Raw genomic sequence first — 19,210 nt, 5'->3', positions numbered from 1 at the left:
CCCCCATCAAGGCGCAGCAGACATCCGCCGCCAGGCGGCGGGTGTCTGGCCAACCACCTGCCGGAAGGATTTGGTGAAATGGGCCTGATCCGAAAAGCCCATCTGCGCGGCAATCTGGGCAATGCTGAGGTTTGTCGAGCGCAGCAGGTCCTGGCAGAGTTCGAGACGACGAGCCATCTGCCATTGCAGCGGCGTCTTGCCTGTCGTCTGCTTGAAGGCGAAGGCAAACCAGCTCTCCGACAGGCCAACGCAGGCCGCCATGTCAGGAAGGCTGACGCGGCAATCGGCGCGCGACGCGACAAGTGCGTTGAGCCGGTTCATCTGTGCCTGAGTGAGGCGCCCGGAGGCTCTTTCCTGGCTGCCTTTGAAGTCGAGCAGCCCCGTGGCGATGCTGGCGACCAGATGTTCGGCATGGGCGGGATGTCGCGCGGGTTGTTCCAGTTCCTCCACCAGAAGTGTCGCCAGCATTTGCGTGGAGCGTGACGCTTCGACTTCCACCGGATGGCGCAGGGCCGAAAGCACCGTCGAGCGTCCGATCGAAGGTGAAAGCAGCCGCACCAGCTTTTCCGAGTGCATATGCAGGTCTAGATGCGAAAACCGGTGCATGGCGGTGAAACTGGTCCACATCGGGACGCCCGCTGGCACGTAGAGCGCGCGTGTCATCGGCCGGTACCGAGGGGCTGGCGCGCTTTCCTCATTCGTGAGGCGGATCTGCTCGGACACCTCGTTGAAGAAAATCATGATGCGGGGATCCGGCGAAAGGTAATAACCCTGCGCACCCGTATGGCCCGTCGCTTCCCAGTAAACGCCAACGGCGCCGTCCAGTCCCCGCCATATCGGCGGCCGCACGGCACGGATACCTTCGGTGTGGCAGATCATCGAATGCAGGTAGGTCAAGGCAGGCGGGTCCCGGGTGTCGAGAAACGTCCGCAGGACCGGAGCCTCTCGATGTTTGGCGGAGCAGATTAAATCAATACCATGAAATTCATGTTTAGGACAACCAGACGCGGCATGCGGTCACGCGGCTCGATGTCGAGACCTCGATCGCGGGTTGGGACGGAAAGCTCTTCGGGATGGTTCTCCAACCGCTATCAGAGGGGTCTGCTGCCAGGCATGTTTCTGTTCAATCCCGCCACACTCCTGTAAACCGGCGCTGATGGCGCGGAGAGGGGATGCGTCGTTTCGGGAGGAGAGAGAGCGTGTCACTGACCTTGCGACAGATTGAGGTGATCCGGGCGATCATGGTGGCCGGCACGATTGCCGGCGCGGCGAGGCTGATGAACGTGGCGCAGCCGGGGGTCAGCCGCACCGTCAAGCACATCGAGGGATCGCTCGGGATCAAGCTCTTCGTGAAGAAGGGCGGCCGCTACGTGCCTACCGCGGAAGCCCGCGATGTCTTCGTGCAGATCGAGGAAGTCCACCGCAAGATCGATCAGCTGCAGTTTTCGATTGCGCAGCTGGAACGGGGTCGCGACGTGGAACTGTCGCTCGGATCGGTCCCCAGCATTGCCAATGTCATGGTGCCGCGCGCCGTCGCCAAGCTGTTCAATCACTATCCGCAGATCAAGCTGAACTTCGAGATCCTGAAGATCGAAGAGGCCATCGATTACCTGCTTCTCAACAAGGGCGAGGTCGTGGTGATGAGCTATCGCCTCGACCATCCCTCCATCGTGTTCGAACCGCTGGCACGCGGGCGGCTCGTCTGTATCGCGGCGGCCAACCACCCGATTGCGGCGCTCAAGAGCATCTCGGCCCGCGACATCATCCAATATCCCCTGATCGGCATCGATCCGAAAGATCCGTACGGTGCGATCATGGCGGACATCTTTGCCCGGCAGAACCTGGCTTACGACATCGCGATCCGCGCCCGATTCGGCACGACCGTCTGTCGGCTGGTGGAACATAATCTGGGGATTGCGGTGCTGGACGCCTTTACGGTCGCCGAAATCGGCTCCGGCAGCCTTGCAATCATTCCCATCGAAGAAGAAACGACCTTCCAGACATACGTCGCCTACCGTGCAGATGCAGCGCTTTCGAGTTATGCGGAGCGGTTTGTGAAGCTCTTGAGAGGTCTGATGGAGGATCACATGAACAGACAGATCATTCATAACATTTCGGCATGATCCATGCTCAAAATGGTATTTGCGTTATGTCAAGGAATGGAAAAAGATAACCATACCTGCACAAGCAGGATCTGTGGCATGCGGAGGAGGATCCGCAGCCACCTCAAACACCACAGCCCGGGGGTACGGGAGGAGAACAATATGCTGAAGACACTCGTGGGGGCTGTTGCCCTCAGCCTGGCCGCATCTTTCGCCATGGCGGACGACTTTCCGAAACAGGATCTGCAGGGCGTCATCCAGTGGGGCGCCGGCGGCAGCACCGATCTGGTGATGCGTTCGGTCGCACCGCATGTCGAGAAGGAACTCGGCCGGTCGATCGTGATGACCAACAAGACCGGCGGCGTCGGCGTCATCGCCACGCAGTTCGTCTCGACGCAGCCGGCAGATGGCTACACCCTGCTGATGAGCGCGGAAAACCCGCAGCTCTACAAGGTCATGGGTCTTTCCAACCTCGACTATTCGAACTTCTATCCGGTCAACGTGCTGGCGCGCGGCGTACCGGTCATCGTCGCGAACAAGGATGCTCCTTTCAACACCTTCAAGGAACTGGTGGAGTATGTTCAGAAGAACCCCGGCAAGGTGCGCATGGGGTCGACCGGCCCCGGTGGTCTGCCGTCGGTCGTCGGCGCCATGCTCTCCAGCAAGCTGGACTTCAAGGTTACTGCGGTTCCCTTCGATGGTGACGGCCCCGCGCTCACCGCCATGCAGGGCGGCGCGGTCGAGTTCATGCCCGCTGTGCTCGGCGCTGCCGTCGAACACGTGAAGGCCGGTCGCATCAAGGTGCTCGCCATCTTTGACAAGCAGGCAAGCCCGGTCCTGCCGGAAGCCCGCCCGATCACGGCCGACTATCCGCAGTTCGAAAACCTTCTGCCGTGGGGCCCCTTCTTCGGCGTCTTCGTCAAGTCCGAAACCCCGGACGACGTGAAGGCGAAGCTGGTGGATGCCTTCAAGAAGGGCGCCAACTACGAAGCCTTCCAGAAGCTGCTTTCCGACCGCGGTTACGTGTCGATGAACGTGTCCGGCGATGAAGCCAACAGCTTCCTCAAGAAGTGGCAGTCGACGACCTCCTGGATCGTCTACGACGCCGGCATGGGCAAGAAGTCGCCGGAAGAGTTCGGCATTCCGAAGCCCTGATGAGGTTTTGAGCGCAACGGCCGGTTTGAATGCCGGCCGTTGCCGCCTCTCATTCTGCATCAACCCGTTGATTTGACGGTTCCGGGCACGATGGATTTCTGCCCCGTGACCGGGGGAGCATCTCATGCATGAACAGCAAACCACACGCCGGCCGGGCGAGGTGGTCTTCACGATCTTCCTGCTTGTCGGCAGCCTTGTCCTTCTGTGGCAGGCCTATGGGATCTCGGGCTTCAGCGCCCTGAGCTCGGCGGGAGCCTTTCCGATGGCCATGTCTGCAATCATGGTCGTCTCGCTCGCCATCATCCTTGTCAAGACCTTGCGAAAGCCCGCTCCCGCAGCCGTCCTGGAACGGCTCCGTGCAGAAATCCTGCCGGCAACGGTGGTGGTGTTCTGCGGCCTGATCCTGGTCTACAGTCTGATCCTCGACTGGCTCGGCTTCATCCCGGCATCCTTCCTCTTCCTTTTGACCGCAATCACGTTTCTTCAGGGCGGTCGGTTCAAGCGCGCACTCGGTCTGTCGCTGCTTTCCATCATCTGCGTGTATGTGGTGTTTCGCCTGGTGTTCCAGGTGGTGCTGCCCGAAGGCTTGATCCCGGAGCGCGCCATCATTGCCTGGATCCAGTCATTCTTTGCGACGGGGACCTGACGTCATGGACGCTTTGACCTACCTTGTTTCGTCCTGGATCCAGCCGGACCTCCTGTTTCTGACCGCTCTCGGGGCCTTTGCCGGTATCTATATCGGCGCCATTCCCGGCCTGTCCGTCACCATGGCGGTGTCGATCCTGATCTCCTTCACCTTCAGCTGGGAGGTGAACCCGGCGCTGGCGCTGATGAACGGCATCTTCATGGGCGGCGTCTATGGTGGTTCCAGAACTGCCATTCTCCTTAATATTCCCGGTGCACCCGCGGCCATCGCCACCAGTCTCGACGGGTACCCGATGGCGAAGAAGGGCGAGGCCGGGCAGGCGATCGGCCTCTCCACCGTGATGTCCTTCATCGGTGGCCTTGTCGGTATCGCCGTGCTGGCCATCGCCGCCCCGACGATCAGCGAATTCGCCATCAAGTTCCAGCCGCGCGACTACATGCTGATCGCCGTGATGGGCATCCTGCTCGTCGGTGCGCTCTCCGGAGAAAGCCTGGCCAAGGGCGTTTTTGCCGGTGCCTTCGGCATCCTGCTCGGCACCGTCGGCCTTGACCCCATGACCGCCGAGCAGCGGTTCACCTTCGGCTCCGTCTCGCTGATGAACGGCATTTCCTCCATCGCGCTGATGATCGGCATGTTCGGCGTCTCCGAGGCCCTGCTGCAGATCCATCATCTGAACGCCCAGGCGGTGAAGCAGAAGATCGATCGTATCGTGCCGCTCTGGGGTGACATCAAGCGCCACCTGTCGCTCACGCTGCAGTCCTCCGGCATCGGCGTCATCATCGGCGCACTGCCCGGCACCGGCGGGGATATCGCCGCGCTGATGGCCTATGACCACGCCAAGCGCATCACCAAGAACCCAGAAGTGCCCTTCGGCCAGGGTGCGAAGGAAGGCCTGATCGCGCCGGAAAGCGCCAACAATGCCGCCGTCGGCGGGGCCTATATTCCCATGCTGACGCTGGGCATTCCGGGCGATGCGGTCACCGCCGTCATCATCGGCGCGCTGTTCATCCACGGCCTCAACCCGGGACCGCTGCTGCTTCTGGAAAAGCCGGACATGTTCTGGTTCACCGTCGGCAACCTCGTTCTCGCCGATATCTTCATGCTGATCTTCGGCCTGACCGGCATCCGCATCTTCACGAAGATCATCGAGTGCCCCAAGGCCGTGCTCTTCCCGCTGATCCTGCTGCTCAGCGTCGTCGGCGCCTACTCGATCAACAACTCGGTCGCAGATGTCTGGTGGATGCTCGGCTTCGGCGTGTTCGGTTACTTCATGAAGCTCTACGGATACCAGGTGGCTCCGGTCATCCTCGGCATCATCCTCAGCCGCCTGATGGACGACAACTGGCGCCGCGCCATCATTTCCGAACGTGACAGCCTGCCGGATTTTGCTCTCGGCATCGTCACCAGCCCGCTGTCGGCCACGCTTCTTGCCATCATCGTCTTCGTTCTTTTGACGCAGACCCGCTGGTGGAAGGGGCGCTTCGGAGCGGCTGCGACATCCGTCGACGCCAACAAGTCCAACTGAGCCGGGGATTGCCAGGATGACCGCAAAGACAATTCGGCTGGGCCTGATTGGCGATAACATCGCCGCATCGCAGTCGCCCCGCCTGCATGAAATCGCCGGTCGTCTCTGCGGCCTCGACGTCACCTATGAGCGTCTGGTTCCGCCGCAGCGGAACCAGACCTTTGAAGAGGTTTTTGCCTTCTGCGGCGCCGAAGGCTTTACCGGCATCAACGTCACCTATCCTTACAAGGAACGCGTCGTTTCCATGCTGGATGTGGCGGACCCCGCCATCCGGCAGATCGCAGCCTGCAATACCGTTCTCTTCGGGACCGGCACGCCGCAGGGCTTCAACACGGATTTCACCGGCTTCGTCCTTGGGTTCCGCACAGCCTTCGGCCATGATGCCGTGCCCGGTCGTGTGGCCATGATCGGCGCCGGCGGGGTGGGCAAGGCGGTCGCCTTCGGGCTGGTTGAGCTCGGTTGTCGTCATCTCACCCTTTTTGATCGCGATCAGGCGCGGGCCGAGGGGCTTGCCGTGGCCGTGCGCCAGGCGGCACCCGATCTGGTCGTCGAGGTGGCATCCTCCGCGGAAGACGCCGTGGAAGGCGCCGATGGGCTGATCAACTGCACGCCGCTCGGCATGGTCGGTTATGCCGGGTCCGCCGTACCGGCGAGTGGCCTGACGCGGGCGCGCTGGGCATTCGATGCCGTTTATACGCCGGTGGATACGGAGTTCCTGCTGGCGGCCAAGGCGGCAGGTCTCTCGATCATGAGCGGATACGAGCTGTTTTTCTTCCAGGGCGTCGATGCGTTCCGCCTGTTTACCGGACAGGATGTGGATCAGGCTGCCTTGCGGCTGGCTTTGAAACAGGGTGAGGGAGTGAGCGTGTGATGAAAACCTCGATCGCGACCGTCTCGATCAGCGGCGACCTTCCGGAGAAACTGAACGCCATCGCCAAGGCGGGCTTCAGCGGGGTGGAGATCTTCGAAAACGATCTGTTGATCCATGACGCCTCGCCGGCAGACGTCCGGCGCATGGTCAGCGATCACGGGCTGGAGATCTCGCTCTTCCAGCCGTTCCGCGATTTCGAAGGCATGCCCGAGCCCTATCGCAGCCGCTGCTTCGACCGGGCGGAGCGCAAATTCGACATCATGGAGCAGCTGGGCACGGACCTGATGCTGGTCTGCTCGAATGTCTCTCCCGTCTCGCTCGGCGGCATCGACCGGGCGGCGGCCGATTTCCGCGAGCTCGGCGAACGGGCCGCCAAACGCGGCCTGCGCATCGGCTACGAGGCGCTCGCCTGGGGGCGCCATATCAACGACCATCGCGATGCCTGGGAGATCGTCCGCCGCGCCGATCATCCGAACATCGGCCTCATCCTCGACAGTTTCCACACACTGTCGCGCAAGATCGATCCGGAAAGCATCCGCTCGATCCCCGGCGACAAGATCTTCTTCGTCCAGCTGGCCGATGCGCCGCAGATCGATATGGATCTGCTCTACTGGAGCCGCCACTTCCGCAACATGCCGGGCGAAGGCGATCTGCCGCTCGTGCCCTTCATGGCGGCGATTGCCGCCACGGGGTATGACGGGCCGCTGTCGCTGGAAATCTTCAACGACCAGTTCCGCAGCGGTTCGGCCCGACTGATTGCCGAGGACGGGCATCGCTCGCTTCTCAACCTGATGGATGATGTGAAGCGGGTGGCACCCGATCTCAAGGTGACGACCGATGAGGCGCCGCCGCGCACCGCGGTGGAAGCCGTCGAGTTCGTCGAGTTCGCAGCCTCGCCGGAGGACGCCGAAGACCTGGTCGCGCTCCTGACGACGCTCGGTTTCGTCAAGGCAGGACAGCACAAGAACCGCAAGGTCGATCTTTACCAGCAGGGCGAGATCCGCATCGTCATCAACACCGATCCGGACAGTATCGCCAGTTCCTCCTATTCCGTGCACGGCGTCAACGTCTATGCCTTCGGTCTGCGGGTGGCAGATGCCAGGCGGGCGGTCGAACGGGCGATTGCGATGGGAGCCGAAGCCTTTTCTGAGCCCCGCCGTCCGGGCGAGGCGGCGGTGCCCGCGGTCACCGCCAGCGGTGGCGAGATCATCTATTTCATCGATGGCAGCGATGCGCTGGGAGAGATCTGGTCGAAGGAGTTCGACCTTGTAACCACCTCCACCACGGGCGCCGGCCTGACGCGTATCGATCATCTGGCGCAGACGACGCGGTATGACGAGATGCTGAGCCTGCTCCTGTTCTACACGGCGATCTTCGATGTCAGCCGGTCCGGCATGGTGGATGTCGCCGATCCGGGCGGATTGGTGCGCAGCCAGGCGATCCATGCCGCCGATGGCCGGTTCCGCGTGACGATCAACGGCGCGGAAAGCCGCAAGACCTTTGCCGGCCACTTCCTGACGGAAGGTTTTGGCGCGGGCGTGCAGCATATAGCCTTCCAGACAGGTGATATCTTCGCGACGGCCACTGCGCTGAAGACGTGTGGCCTGGAGCCGTTGCCGATTTCGCAGAACTATTACGACGATCTGGAGGCCCGCTTCGGCCTGATGCCGGATTTTGTCGACCGGCTGCGCGATCTCAGCATTCTCTACGACCGCGACAATGATGGCGAGTATTTCCAGTTCTACAGCCGTACCTTCGGCGAAGGGTTCTTCTTCGAGATCCTCGAGCGCCGCCATGGTTACAACGGGTATGGCGCCGCCAATGCGATCTTCCGCATCGCGGCACAGCGCCGGCTGGCAAAGCCGACCGGCATGCCACGCGCCTGACGGTCTCGCGGCGACGCGGATGGCTAATGGCCGTCCCGACCGTTTGACGTGCCGAGCAGCCGGGCGTGGCGGTGCAGCCAGTCCTGCAGGTCCTGTTCGGCCCGTTCCAGCGTGGCCTGGTTCAACAGCTTGCGCAGCAGGGCCTCGGTGACCGCACGGGAGCGGAAATTGTATTTCGCCTCGGCCCCTGTTTCCGACCGTTCGTAGACGCCGAGTTTCTCGTAGATCTGCTGCAGGCGGTTCTGAACGCTGCGCAGCGAGAGATTGCGCCGGCTGGCAATCACCCGATCCGTCAGGCCGAGCGCAATATCGACCAGCACCTCGTATTCGCTCTCGCTGAACCCCTGCAGATGGCCGAGGCTCTTCTGCTGCATGCCGCGCACCTCGCGGTCGATCACGCATTGCGCCTCGATGAAGATCGAGCGCAACGCCAGCCGAAGCCGTTCGTCGGAGGCCGATTTCAGCACGTAGCCATAGGCGGCACCGTCCGGCACGATGCGGGAAATGCCGCGCACATTGGCCTCGTCCGCGTAATTCGACCAGAAGAGAATCCGCGTTTCCGGCCGCTCGCGCCAGATGGTGCGCGCCGCCTCGATGCCATTGCGCGGGCTCATCTGCAGATCCATCACGATCCGCTCGAACCGGTGCTCGCGGGCAAGCCTCTCGCCCATGCTGCCGTCTGCGGCCTCCAGCACTAACTCGCATTCCGGCAGTGCCGTCTTGACCGTTTCGGTGAGATAGGAACGGTGCAAGGGGTCGTCCTCGACGATCAGAACCTTCATCGGTCTGTCTCCTGCAAGGTCAGCGGCAGCTTCACCCGGACGAAGGTCTTGCCCGCGCGGCTGCCACAGGAAAAGCGGGCGCCGATCAGCCGGGCACGGATGCGCATATTGTCGATACCGCTTCCGCCGTTTTTGGCGCCCTTGCCCATGCCGATGCCGTCATCGGTAATTTCAAGCGTCAGGGCCTCGCCATCACGGTCAAAAGTGATGGCGATGTGGGAGGCCTGCGAATGACGCACGGCATTGTTGATCGCTTCCTGTGCAATGCGAAAGAGCGTAATGGCGACATTGGGAGAGAGATGGCCGCTGTCGCCGCCCGTTTTGTCCGCCAATGTCCAGGTGAGCTGCAGCCCGCTGTCGCGGATCGACCGATCGAGATGGTTTTCGATCGCATCCACCAGGCCGAAGAGCTGCAGCACGGAGGGCCTTGCCTGCTCGATGATCTGTCGCAGGTCATGCATCGATTGTTGCAGACTGCGAAACAGCGGCTCCAGTTCTTCGCCGGAGACGCTGCCCATCAGGCTCAGCCGCTCCAGTCGTTTGGCAAAGCGCGTCAGGTCTCCTAGCGTCTGATCGTGAAGGTCCATGCCGATCCGCTGGCGTTCGGTCTCCAGAACCTCCGTCAGCCGTGCCGCGCCCTGGCGCAGCGCCTCCTCACGCACCCGCGCCGCCGCCTCGACGATCGCGGACTGCTTGGCCTGTTCGGCCGCGCGGATGGCGAAGAAATAGGGGGCGAGCAGGTCCGCGATCGAGCGTGCGTGCTCGAGATCGCGGGCGTCATAGTCATCGGGAGCGAGGCTGGAAAATGAAAGGGCGCCGATCGTTTCGCCATGCACCTTCAGCGCCACATGCAACCGGGCCTTCAGATTGTGCTCGCGGATGGGATCGGAAAACGCGCCCTTGAAGTGGAATCGCGGATCCTCCGATGCATCCGGGGTCAGATAATGATCCGTCTCGCCAACCAGCAGCCCACGGATCGGGCTATGCTCGATGAGAGCCGGCGGCCGCTTGCTCCAGTCGGTCTCCAGTCCGCTTTCATACGCCGTATGGAATGTGCTTCCGGGCGTGATGATGCAGACATCCATGTGGTCATGCGGAATGATCAGTGCGATTTCCTTGGCGACCGCGCGGATCGCCGACTGGAAATCCAGCTGACCGGCCAGCAATCGCGCAATCGTCAGATACTGACGGAACAGGGAGCCTGAGGCATCCTCCAGCATGGTGTCCTCCCGGCCGGCCGATACCCCTCCCGGATCGCCTGGCTGATTGTCTATTAGAGAGTGTATGACAGGTCTCTGTCCTGCGGGAAACCGCAATCGATCTGCGGGAAACCGCAACCAGATTGCACCAATCTGCCTGTACAGTATTTCAGAATTCCATCATCATCCAGCTACTGGAGAATGGCTCCAGGGGAGAAAAGCGTCCGGATCATGCCGTTGAGGAGCGGCACCGGAGGCGGCCGGCAAGACCGGCACCGAGGGAGAGAGACATGACCATGAAATTGATCCTTGCGGCAGCCACGGCCGCGATGCTGAGCACCGTCGCGTTTTCGGCGCATGCCGAGACGTCGTCGAAGAAGATTGCGCTGTCCAACAACTATGCCGGCAATTCCTGGCGACAGGCGATGCTGACAAGCTGGGACAAGGTGACGAAAGAGGCCGTCAAGGCCGGGATCGTCGCCGCGGCCGATCCGTTCACTACGGCTGAAAACCAGGCGACCGAGCAGGCCGCCCAGATCCAGAACATGATCCTGCAGGGTTATGACGCGATCGTCATCAACGCCGCATCGCCGACGGCCTTGAACGGTGCTGTCAAGGAAGCCTGCAATGCCGGCATCACCGTCGTGTCGTTTGACGGCATCGTGACCGAACCCTGCGCCTGGCGCATTGCCGTCAACTTCAAGGAAATGGGCCGCAGCCAGGTTGAATATCTGTCGAAGAAGATGCCGAAGGGCGGCAACCTCCTGGAAATCCGCGGCCTTGCCGGCGTCTTCGTCGATGACGAGATTTCCGCCGGTATCCACGAGGGCGTGAAGCAGTTCCCGCAGTTCAAGATCGTCGGCTCCGTGCATGGCGACTGGGCGCAGGATGTGGCCCAGCGCGCGGTGGCCGGCCTTCTGCCGAGCCTGCCGGAGATTGCGGCCGTTGTGACGCAGGGCGGCGACGGTTATGGTGCGGCCCAGGCCTTCGAGGCGGCAAAGCGCCCGATGCCGACCATCGTCATGGGCAATCGCGAAGACGAATTGCAGTGGTGGAAGAAGCAGAAGGATGCCAACGGCTATGAGACCATGTCGGTCTCCATCGCCCCCGGTGTCTCGACGCTTGCCTTCTGGGTTGCCCAGCAGATCCTCGACGGCCAGCAAGTCAAGAAGGACCTGACCGTACCCTTCCTGCGCATCGACCAGGCCAACCTCGAAGAGAACCTGAAGACGACCCAGAAGGGCGGCGTGGCCAACGTCGAATATTCTCTGGACGATGCCAAGAAGGTCATCGCTTCGGCACAATAAGCCGGGTCTTCCCGTCCGCAACAGGGTGATCGCGCGATCTTAAGCGCTCCTCCCGCAGTCCCATCCGGCGTCCGGTGTGCCGGGTGGGGCAGCGCCATACTGATAATCCTGAACAGAAAACGGCAAGCGTGGAATGAGTGAAGTGTTGGAGACCGAAGCGGTCGTATCCATCCGCCAGGTGCGTGTCGAATTCGGCGCGGTGAAGGCACTGGATGGCGTCGATTTCGAGATCGGCGCGGGCGAAGCCGTCGGCCTCGTCGGCCATAACGGCGCTGGCAAGTCCACCATCGTCAACGTGATCAATGGCGGGCTTTCGCCGCACCAGGGCGAGATCCTCTACGAGGGCCTGACCGGCAGCGGCATCGCCATGGCGCGCGCGCATGGCGTACGCTGCGTGTTCCAGGAACTGTCGCTCTGCCCTAACCTGACCGTGGTGGAAAACACCCGTCTGATGCATTCCGGCCTCTCCGGTTTTGGGTGGCGTAACCGCGCGGCCACCCTCATTCGAGGCAGTCTCGATGAGATCTTTCCGGGTCACGGCATCGACTGTTTTTCCGTGGTGGGTTCGTTGTCCATCGCCGAACGCCAGATGGTGGAGATCGCCATCAACTTCCTCGGCGTCAGCGAACCGCCGAAACTCGTCATCCTCGATGAGCCGACCTCGTCGCTGGATGCGGGGCTTGCCGAACAGTTGATGGCGCATGTGCGTCGCTTCGTGGCCGGTGGCGGCAGCGTTCTGCTGATCTCGCATATTCTCGGCGAAATCCTCTCCACCTCCAGCCGCATCGTTGTGATGAAGGACGGGCGCGTGGTGACCTCGCGGCCGGCGGCCGAGTTTTCGGTCCGAAGCCTCGTCGAGGCCATGGGAAGCGTGGTGAAGGAAACCGCCCGCGCGGTGCGTTCCACCGTGATCACCGCCGAGAAGGTCATCGACCTTCCCGCTGTCAGAGGATCGACCATTCCCTTCTGCGCCCGCAAGGGGGAGATCGTCGGGCTTGCCGGTCTCGGCGGGCATGGCCAGACGACGACGCTGCTGCACCTCTATGCCGAAGCGAGCAGTCGCTGGCTGCCATCGGCGCACAAACAGATGGCCTTCGTCGCCGGCGATCGCGCATTGAACGGCACGTTTCCGTTGTGGAGCATCCTGCGCAACCTGTCGATCGGCAATCTTCCCGCCTTTGCCCGCCGCGCCTCCGTCGATCGGGACCGCGAAGCCGCGCATGGAGAAGACTGGAAGGCGAAAATGGGCATCCGCACGCCCGACATGGCCAATCCCATCCTGTCGCTTTCGGGCGGCAACCAGCAGAAGGTGCTGTTTGCCAGAGCGCTGGCGGGAGAGGCGCGCATCGTTCTGATGGACGATCCGATGCGGGGCGTCGACATCGGCACCAAACAGGAAGTTTACGCGACCCTGCGGCGCGAGGCGTCCGAAGGTCGGACCTTCATCTGGTACTCGACGGAAATGGACGAGGTCCGCTTGTGCGACCGCGTCTACGTGTTTCGCGACGGCATGATCGTCGCCGAACTGGAGGGTGATGCGATCACCGAGGATAACATCCTGGCGGCCTCCTTCTCGGGAGAAGCCGCATGAGAAAGACCGTCTCCGGCCTCCTGCCGATCCTCATTCCTGCGCTTTCGCTCGTCGTGCTGCTGGCAGCCGTCTTCTACATGCAGCCACGGGCCATGAGCTATACCGGCCTCAACCTGCTCTTCAATCTGGCGGTTCCCATCGCGCTTGCCACGATCGCCCAGATGATCATCATGGCGGTCAACGATCTCGACCTGTCGATTGGCACTTTCGTCAGCTTCGCCGCCTGCGTGACTGCGGTCTACATGCCGCAGCAGCCGCTGGTCGCCTGCGCCATCCTGCTGGCGGCGATTGCCGTCTATGCGGCGCTCGGCATCATCATCACGCTGCGCGACCTGCCCTCCATCGTGGTGACGCTCGGCATGAGCTTCGTCTGGGGCGGGCTTGCGGTGCTCATCCTGCCGGCCCCCGGTGGCCAGGCGCCGGAGTGGCTGCGCGCCCTGATGATCGCCAAACCGCCCTTCGTGCCGATGGCGATCGTGGCCAGCGTGGTGATCGCACTTGTCGCGCATCTCATCATCATGCGCAGCACCTTCGGCGTGCTGGTGCGCGGGCTGGGCGGCAACAGCCGTTCGGTGGCACGCGCCGGCTGGTCGGTACTGGCCCTCAAGGGCGGCGCCTATGCGCTCGCCGCCCTCTTTGCGGTTCTGGCCGGGATGGCGCTGGTCGGCCTCACCACCTCGGCGGATGCCAATATCGCGCTGCGTTACACGCTGCTGTCGATCGCCGGTGTCATCTTGGGGGGCGGTGAGTTCGTCGGCGGACGCGTGTCGCCCATCGGCGCGGTGATCGGCGCGCTGACACTGACGCTCGCCGGTTCGTTCCTGTCCTTCCTGCGCATTTCACCGGATTGGCAGATCGGCGCGCAGGGCGCCATTCTCATTATTGTTCTGGCCCTCCGGCTTGTCATCAACCGCAACAGCCAGCAGGAGAAGGCATCATGAACCGGTTGACCGTGCTCTCGCGCAAGCCCTGGATCTGGTCCTTCGTGGCAGCGGCTGCCATCTGGCTGGTGACGATCCTGTTCACCGGCGGTGCCAGCACGGCCAGCCTGTCGCAGGCGACGCTGACCTTCGCCGCCTTTTCGATCATCGTCGGGCTCGGCCAGATGCTGGTCATCACGCTCGGGCCCGGCAATGTCGATCTTTCGGTGCCGGCCACCATCACGCTCTCCGGCACGGTCGCGCTGAAGTTGATGGACGGGCAGGACAGCATGATCCTGGTCGGACTGCTCGTGTCCATCGCGATCGGGCTTGTCATCGGCGTTCTGAACTATGCGCTCATCAAGTTCCTGCGCATTCCACCGATCATTGCTACGCTTTCGATGAGCTTCCTCGTCCAGTCTTCGGCCATCTGGTACAATCGCGGTCTGCGCGTGAAGCCGCCGGAGGCGCTGGCGAGTTTCAGCACCGCATCGACCTTCGGCCTGCCCAATACGGCGATCATTGCCCTCATGCTCTCGCTTGGCGTCTGGTGGCTGCTTGACCGCTCCCTCTTCGGACGGTGGATTTCCGCCATCGGCCAGAACGCCTTTGCCGCGCGCATGGCCGGCATAGCGGTCGATGGCTGCCGTCTTGCCACCTACGTGCTCTGCGCGGTGCTCGCCGCCATCTGCGGTTATCTGCTCGCAAGCTTTTCCGGCGGCGCGGCGCTTAATATGGGCGCCGAATACCTCCTGATGTCGATCGCGGTCGTCGTGATCGGCGGTTCGGCGGTCGCCGGCGGCAATTCCAACGTGCCGGGCATCTGGGGCGCATCGCTGTTTATGTTCCTGGTGGTCTCGATGCTGAATACCTATGGATTTGGCGCCGGCGTGCGGCTCATCATGACCGGCCTCATCATCATCTCGGTCATCGTGGCGGCAAGCCGCCCCTCAGGATCGACCCGCTAAACCCGGACGAAGACATTTCTAGCCAATCGGATGCCACCATGACGCCTGCCCGCACCGGGATTTACGAAATCCACGATCCCCGCTTCCGCCACCTGATCGTTGCCAGTGCCGGGCTGGACGAACTCTATAGCGGTTGCCGATGGGCCGAGGGGCCGGTGTGGTTTGCCGATCTCGATTGCCTGATCTTCAGCGATATCCCGAATGAGCGGCTGCTGCGCTTCGTGCCGGGCGGTGGCGTTTCGGTGTTTCGTGCGCCCTCACAGTTTGCGAACGGCAACACCCGCGACCGAGACGGACGGCTCGTGACCTGCGAACACGGAACGCGCCGCGTCACCCGCACGGAGGTCGATGGACGGATCACGGTTCTCGCCGACCGATTTGAGGGCAAGCGGCTGAATTCCCCGAACGACGTGGTGGTGATGTCTGACGGCAGCATCTGGTTCACCGACCCGACCTACGGGATCCTGTCGGACTACGAGGGTTACAAAGCCGAACCGGAGCTTGCGACCCGCAACGTGTTCCGCCTCGATCCCGAGAGCGGCGAGATGAGCATCGTCGTGGATGACTTCGGCCAGCCGAACGGGCTTGCCTTCTCACCCGACGAACAGCGGCTCTACGTCGCGGATTCCGCCTCGAGCCATGACGAAAGCTGGCCGAGCCATATCCGCGTCTTCGACGTGGTGGATGGCAGGAGGCTTGCCAATGGCCGCGTCTTTGCCGCGATCGACAAGGGTCTGCCCGATGGCTTCCGTGTCGATCTTTCCGGCAATGTCTGGACGAGTGCCGGAGATGGCGTCCATTGTTTTGCGCCGGATGGCACGCTGCTCGGAAAGATCCTCGTGCCGCAGACCGTTGCCAACCTCACCTTCGGCGGCCCGCGGCGCAACCGGCTATTCATTACGGCAACGACCTCGCTCTATGCCGTCTATCTCGCAACGACCGGTGCCCAGCAGCCGTAAAGATCCTCACAGTTGATTTCCTGTGTTGCGGCCGTCAGGGCAATGCCTGGCGGCCGCAATTGTTTTGGACGTCCAGTCGGTCGGCTGAGTATTGAGATCCATATTGTGGATCTTCAGATATAGCGGAAAATCCAACTATACCTCCAGAATTATGTTGTATGGCGCTCTCTCAGTTGCTATCAGGATCATGGTTAGAAAAAACCGATCCATCATGCGGATCACTTGGCAGCGTTGAGGAGCGCTGCCGTTTGAGTAGTCCAGCGGATCGCTACATGCGCTAGCCAGCGTTGCGAATGGGAGGGGAGGCCCGTCGACAATGACGTCCACCAATGAGGTCCTTGTTCTGGACGGTGAGTTGCTGCATGCAGATGCGCCCACCGGGTCCCCGTTCATGAAGCCAGTAGAATTTGTCGCGGCCATCCTGCTTGCAGTGATGATCGGACTGCTTCTTTTGGGTGTCACCTCGCGCTATGCGCTGCATCTGCCGATCGTCTGGATCGACGAGGCCGCGTCCTTCTGTTTTCTCTGGTTTGCGATGCTGGGCTCGGCGATTGCGATCGATCGAAACGAGCATCTCCGCCTGACGCTTTTCCTGCACATGCTGCCGGACCGCCTGACGGGATACGTCAACGCGCTGGCGCTCGTGCTGGTCGCCACTTTCCTCGGCGCCATGCTCGCCCCCTCCGTCGAATACATGATGGAGGAGTGGGCGGTGACTTCGGCGGCCCTCAACCTGCCGATGAGTTTCCGCGCCTCCGCTCTGCCGTTCGGCATCGTCCTGATGCTGCTTCTCGTGGTGACCAATCTCTTCCGCACGTCGAACCTTCGCCATATCGCGCTGGCCGTGCTGACGGTGGCCGCCATTGGCGGTGCCCTCTGGCTGCTCTTTCCGGTGCTCGAGCAGCTCGGCAATATCAATATCGCGATCTTTCTGTGTGGTTTTGCCGCGCTGTTCCTGGGCCTCGGCGTTCCGATCGCCTTCTGCTTCGGCCTTGCGGCCCTGTCCTTCCTCGTCTTCACCACCTGGGTGCCGCTGATCGTCATGGTTGGTCGTGTGGATGAAGGTATGTCGGGCATCATTCTGCTGTCGGTGCCGATCTTCGTCCTGCTCGGCTGCGTGCTGGATGCGACGGGCATGGGCAAGGCGATCGTCGATCTCCTGTCCACCATGTTCGGCCATGTCCGCGCCGGCATGTCCTGGGTCCTCCTGGGCTCGCTGTTCCTGGTCTCCGGTATCTCCGGCTCCAAGGTGTCGGACATGGCGACGGTCGCCCCGGCACTCTTCCCGGAAATGAAACGGCGCGGCCACAAGCCGAAGGAGATGATCGCGCTGCTCGCCACCGGCGCCGCCATGGCCGATACCGTGCCGCCCTCCATCGTTCTCATCGTTCTCGGATCGGCCGCAGGTGTTTCGATCGCCGCTCTCTTCACCTCCGGCTTCCTGATTGCCACGGTGCTGCTTCTCGTGCTGGCCGTTCTCGCCTGGATCAAGGCGCGGCATGAAAGCATGGAAGGCACGATCAAGGCCTCCTGGTCGATGGCCGGCAAGGCGGCGTTGGTCGCGGCCCCGGCGCTGGTGCTTCCCTTCCTGATCCGCAGCCTCGTCGGCGGCGGTGTGGCGACGGCCACCGAAGTCTCGACCATCGCGGTGCTCTACGCCATGGTCATCGGTGCCGTGCTCTACGGCGGCATCTCGCTGAAGAAACTCTACACCATGCTGGTCGAAACGGCGGCATTGTCCGGATCGATCCTGATCATTCTCGGCACCGCCTCCGCCATGGCCTGGAGCCTGACCCAGACCGGTTTCGCCTTCCAGCTCAGCAGCATGATCGCCGACCTGCCCGGTGGCTGGATGACCTACATGGCCGTGTCGATCGTGATCTTCATGCTGCTTGGCTGCGTGCTGGAAGGTCTGCCGGCGATCGTGCTTCTGGCGCCGATCATGTTCCCGATCGCTAAGGCGGTCGGCATCAACGACGTGCATTATGCCATGGTGGTCGTCGTCGCCATGAACATCGGCCTAATGGCGCCGCCGATCGGGGTCGGTTTCTACATCGCCTGCAAGATCGGCAATGTCTCGCCGGATGAGGCGATGGGCGCCATCTGGCCTTATCTCGCCGCCATGGTGATCGGCCTGCTGATTATCGCGTTCATACCCGGTCTCTCGACCATCCTGCTCTGAGGGGCAAACACCCGCCTGAGTTCACCAAATCCATGTTTTCTTTGGGAGGAGAAACGACAATGCCAATCACTCGACGTCACGTTCTGGCCGGTGCCGGATCGGCTGTGCTCACCACCGCCTTCATTTCAAGGGCACAGGCCGCGGAGTTCAATTACAAATACGCCAACAACCTGCCGGCCGCACACCCGATGAACGTTCGGGCGAAGGAAGCGGCAGACCTGATCGCCAAGGAGACCAATGGCCGGGTTGCGATCAACATCTTCCCGAGCAGCCAGCTCGGGGCCGATACCGACATGCTCAACCAGGTCCGTTCCGGCGGTGTCGAGTTCTTCACGCTCTCGCCGCTGATCCTGTCGACACTCGTGCCGAATGCATCGATCAGCGGGATCGGCTTTGCCTTCCCGAACTATGATGCCGTGTGGAAGGCGATGGATGGCGAACTCGGCAAATATGTGCGCGGCGAAATTGCCAAGCAGAACCTGGTCGCCATGGATACGATCTGGGACAACGGTTTCCGACAGATCACCAGCGCCACAAAGCCGATCAAGACGCCGGCGGATCTCGAGAACTTCAAAATCCGCGTGCCGGTCAGCCCGCTCTGGACCTCGATGTTCAAGGCGTTCAAGTCGGCTCCCGCCAGCATCAACTTTGCAGAAGTGTATACTGCCCTGCAGACCGGCGTCGTGGATGGCCAGGAGAACCCGCTCGCCATCATCTCGACTGCCAAGCTCTTCGAAGTGCAGAAGTTCTGCTCGGTCACCAACCACATGTGGGATGGTTTCTGGTTCCTGGCCAACAAGCGCGCCTGGGAGCGCCTGCCGGAGGATCTGCGCGTCATCGTCGCCAAGAACCTCAACGAGGCCGGCAAGAAGGAGCGCGACGACGTCGCCAAGCTGAACGCTTCGGTGAAGGAGGATCTGGTCGGGAAGGGCATGACCTTCAACGATACAGACGCCAGCCTCTTCCGCGCCGCGCTGAAGGAAGCCGGCTTCTACGCCGAATGGAAGGCCAAGTATGGCGATGAAGCCTGGGCCATTCTGGAAAAGGCCGTCGGCTCCAGCCTCGGCTGAGCCCCTGAACTGGGGGCAGGGTTTCGCCCTGCCCCCCGCTTCCCCCC

General features: G+C 62.2%; 16 protein-coding genes. 13 read left to right on the top strand and 3 right to left on the bottom strand.

Annotated elements, in window-relative coordinates:
- Positions 1-6: 6 nt before the first annotated feature.
- Positions 7-897: a helix-turn-helix domain-containing protein gene (locus tag G6N78_RS22135; RefSeq protein ID WP_206531670.1), complete on the bottom strand. Its 891-nt coding sequence runs from the start codon at positions 895-897 to the stop codon at positions 7-9.
- Positions 898-1,199: 302 nt separating this feature from the next.
- Between G6N78_RS22135 and G6N78_RS22130 the strand changes: the two genes are divergently transcribed.
- The 6 genes from G6N78_RS22130 to G6N78_RS22105 all read left to right on the top strand — a co-directional run bounded on the left by G6N78_RS22130 (position 1,200) and on the right by G6N78_RS22105 (position 8,185).
- Complete coding sequence (locus G6N78_RS22130) at positions 1,200-2,123, top strand: LysR family transcriptional regulator (RefSeq protein ID WP_206531669.1); 924 nt, start codon at positions 1,200-1,202, stop codon at positions 2,121-2,123.
- 141 nt (positions 2,124-2,264) lie between these two features.
- Positions 2,265-3,257, top strand: coding sequence for a Bug family tripartite tricarboxylate transporter substrate binding protein (locus tag G6N78_RS22125; RefSeq protein ID WP_165223989.1), 993 nt, complete (start codon positions 2,265-2,267; stop codon positions 3,255-3,257).
- A gap of 124 nt (positions 3,258-3,381) precedes the next feature.
- Complete coding sequence (locus tag G6N78_RS22120; RefSeq protein WP_165223986.1) at positions 3,382-3,903, top strand: tripartite tricarboxylate transporter TctB family protein; 522 nt, start codon at positions 3,382-3,384, stop codon at positions 3,901-3,903.
- A gap of 4 nt (positions 3,904-3,907) precedes the next feature.
- Positions 3,908-5,428: a tripartite tricarboxylate transporter permease gene (locus tag G6N78_RS22115; protein ID WP_165223983.1), complete on the top strand. Its 1,521-nt coding sequence runs from the start codon at positions 3,908-3,910 to the stop codon at positions 5,426-5,428.
- Between the two features lie 16 nt (positions 5,429-5,444).
- On the top strand, positions 5,445-6,299 hold the full coding sequence (locus G6N78_RS22110) for a shikimate dehydrogenase family protein (RefSeq protein WP_165223980.1): 855 nt from the start codon (positions 5,445-5,447) through the stop codon (positions 6,297-6,299).
- Complete coding sequence (locus tag G6N78_RS22105) at positions 6,299-8,185, top strand: bifunctional sugar phosphate isomerase/epimerase/4-hydroxyphenylpyruvate dioxygenase family protein (RefSeq protein WP_165223977.1); 1,887 nt, start codon at positions 6,299-6,301, stop codon at positions 8,183-8,185. Before G6N78_RS22110 ends, G6N78_RS22105 begins: the two co-directional genes overlap by 1 nt.
- A 23-nt stretch (positions 8,186-8,208) precedes the next feature.
- Here G6N78_RS22105 and G6N78_RS22100 read toward each other — a convergent pair whose 3' ends face one another.
- Positions 8,209-8,967 carry a response regulator transcription factor gene (locus tag G6N78_RS22100; RefSeq protein WP_165223974.1) on the bottom strand — a complete coding sequence of 253 codons (759 nt, stop codon included), beginning with the start codon at positions 8,965-8,967 and terminating at the stop codon, positions 8,209-8,211.
- On the bottom strand, positions 8,964-10,187 hold the full coding sequence (locus G6N78_RS22095) for a GAF domain-containing sensor histidine kinase (protein ID WP_165223971.1): 1,224 nt from the start codon (positions 10,185-10,187) through the stop codon (positions 8,964-8,966). The genes G6N78_RS22100 and G6N78_RS22095 overlap by 4 nt, the downstream gene beginning before the upstream one ends.
- 275 nt (positions 10,188-10,462) lie before the next feature.
- Between G6N78_RS22095 and G6N78_RS22090 the strand changes: the two genes are divergently transcribed.
- The 7 genes from G6N78_RS22090 (at position 10,463) to G6N78_RS22060 (ending at position 19,163) form a co-directional block, all read left to right on the top strand.
- The gene (locus tag G6N78_RS22090; protein WP_370691548.1) at positions 10,463-11,473 is read left to right on the top strand and encodes an ABC transporter substrate-binding protein; all 1,011 of its coding nucleotides are present in this window, start codon (positions 10,463-10,465) and stop codon (positions 11,471-11,473) included.
- Between the two features lie 133 nt (positions 11,474-11,606).
- Positions 11,607-13,064, top strand: coding sequence for a sugar ABC transporter ATP-binding protein (locus G6N78_RS22085; RefSeq protein ID WP_165223965.1), 1,458 nt, complete (start codon positions 11,607-11,609; stop codon positions 13,062-13,064).
- The gene (locus G6N78_RS22080; protein ID WP_165223962.1) at positions 13,061-14,005 is read left to right on the top strand and encodes an ABC transporter permease; all 945 of its coding nucleotides are present in this window, start codon (positions 13,061-13,063) and stop codon (positions 14,003-14,005) included. Before G6N78_RS22085 ends, G6N78_RS22080 begins: the two co-directional genes overlap by 4 nt.
- Positions 14,002-14,952 carry an ABC transporter permease gene (locus G6N78_RS22075; RefSeq protein ID WP_165223959.1) on the top strand — a complete coding sequence of 317 codons (951 nt, stop codon included), beginning with the start codon at positions 14,002-14,004 and terminating at the stop codon, positions 14,950-14,952. Before G6N78_RS22080 ends, G6N78_RS22075 begins: the two co-directional genes overlap by 4 nt.
- A 38-nt stretch (positions 14,953-14,990) precedes the next feature.
- Complete coding sequence (locus G6N78_RS22070; protein WP_165223957.1) at positions 14,991-15,911, top strand: SMP-30/gluconolactonase/LRE family protein; 921 nt, start codon at positions 14,991-14,993, stop codon at positions 15,909-15,911.
- Between the two features lie 316 nt (positions 15,912-16,227).
- Positions 16,228-18,093: a TRAP transporter large permease gene (locus G6N78_RS22065; protein ID WP_165223954.1), complete on the top strand. Its 1,866-nt coding sequence runs from the start codon at positions 16,228-16,230 to the stop codon at positions 18,091-18,093.
- 59 nt (positions 18,094-18,152) lie between these two features.
- Entirely contained in the window at positions 18,153-19,163 is a 1,011-nt protein-coding gene (locus G6N78_RS22060) for a TRAP transporter substrate-binding protein (protein ID WP_165223951.1), read from the top strand.
- Positions 19,164-19,210: the final 47 nt, after the last annotated feature.

The organism is Allorhizobium pseudoryzae, from assembly GCF_011046245.1.
Classification (GTDB): domain Bacteria; phylum Pseudomonadota; class Alphaproteobacteria; order Rhizobiales; family Rhizobiaceae; genus Neorhizobium; species Neorhizobium pseudoryzae.
This window is presented reverse-complemented; position numbering and strand designations above follow the sequence as displayed.

Bases quoted from the DNA above. Each gene is read 5' to 3' on its own strand.
- G6N78_RS22125 (WP_165223989.1), top strand. From the start codon at position 2,265: ATGCTGAAGACACTCGTGGGGGCTGTTGCCCTCAGCCTGGCCGCATCT.
- G6N78_RS22120 (WP_165223986.1), top strand. From the start codon at position 3,382: ATGCATGAACAGCAAACCACACGCCGGCCGGGCGAGGTGGTCTTCACG.
- G6N78_RS22115 (WP_165223983.1), top strand. From the start codon at position 3,908: ATGGACGCTTTGACCTACCTTGTTTCGTCCTGGATCCAGCCGGACCTC.
- G6N78_RS22110 (WP_165223980.1), top strand. From the start codon at position 5,445: ATGACCGCAAAGACAATTCGGCTGGGCCTGATTGGCGATAACATCGCC.
- G6N78_RS22105 (WP_165223977.1), top strand. From the start codon at position 6,299: ATGAAAACCTCGATCGCGACCGTCTCGATCAGCGGCGACCTTCCGGAG.
- G6N78_RS22100 (WP_165223974.1), bottom strand. From the start codon at position 8,967: ATGAAGGTTCTGATCGTCGAGGACGACCCCTTGCACCGTTCCTATCTC.
- G6N78_RS22095 (WP_165223971.1), bottom strand. From the start codon at position 10,187: ATGCTGGAGGATGCCTCAGGCTCCCTGTTCCGTCAGTATCTGACGATT.
- G6N78_RS22090 (WP_370691548.1), top strand. From the start codon at position 10,463: ATGAAATTGATCCTTGCGGCAGCCACGGCCGCGATGCTGAGCACCGTC.
- G6N78_RS22085 (WP_165223965.1), top strand. From the start codon at position 11,607: ATGAGTGAAGTGTTGGAGACCGAAGCGGTCGTATCCATCCGCCAGGTG.
- G6N78_RS22080 (WP_165223962.1), top strand. From the start codon at position 13,061: ATGAGAAAGACCGTCTCCGGCCTCCTGCCGATCCTCATTCCTGCGCTT.
- G6N78_RS22075 (WP_165223959.1), top strand. From the start codon at position 14,002: ATGAACCGGTTGACCGTGCTCTCGCGCAAGCCCTGGATCTGGTCCTTC.
- G6N78_RS22070 (WP_165223957.1), top strand. From the start codon at position 14,991: ATGACGCCTGCCCGCACCGGGATTTACGAAATCCACGATCCCCGCTTC.
- G6N78_RS22065 (WP_165223954.1), top strand. From the start codon at position 16,228: ATGACGTCCACCAATGAGGTCCTTGTTCTGGACGGTGAGTTGCTGCAT.
- G6N78_RS22060 (WP_165223951.1), top strand. From the start codon at position 18,153: ATGCCAATCACTCGACGTCACGTTCTGGCCGGTGCCGGATCGGCTGTG.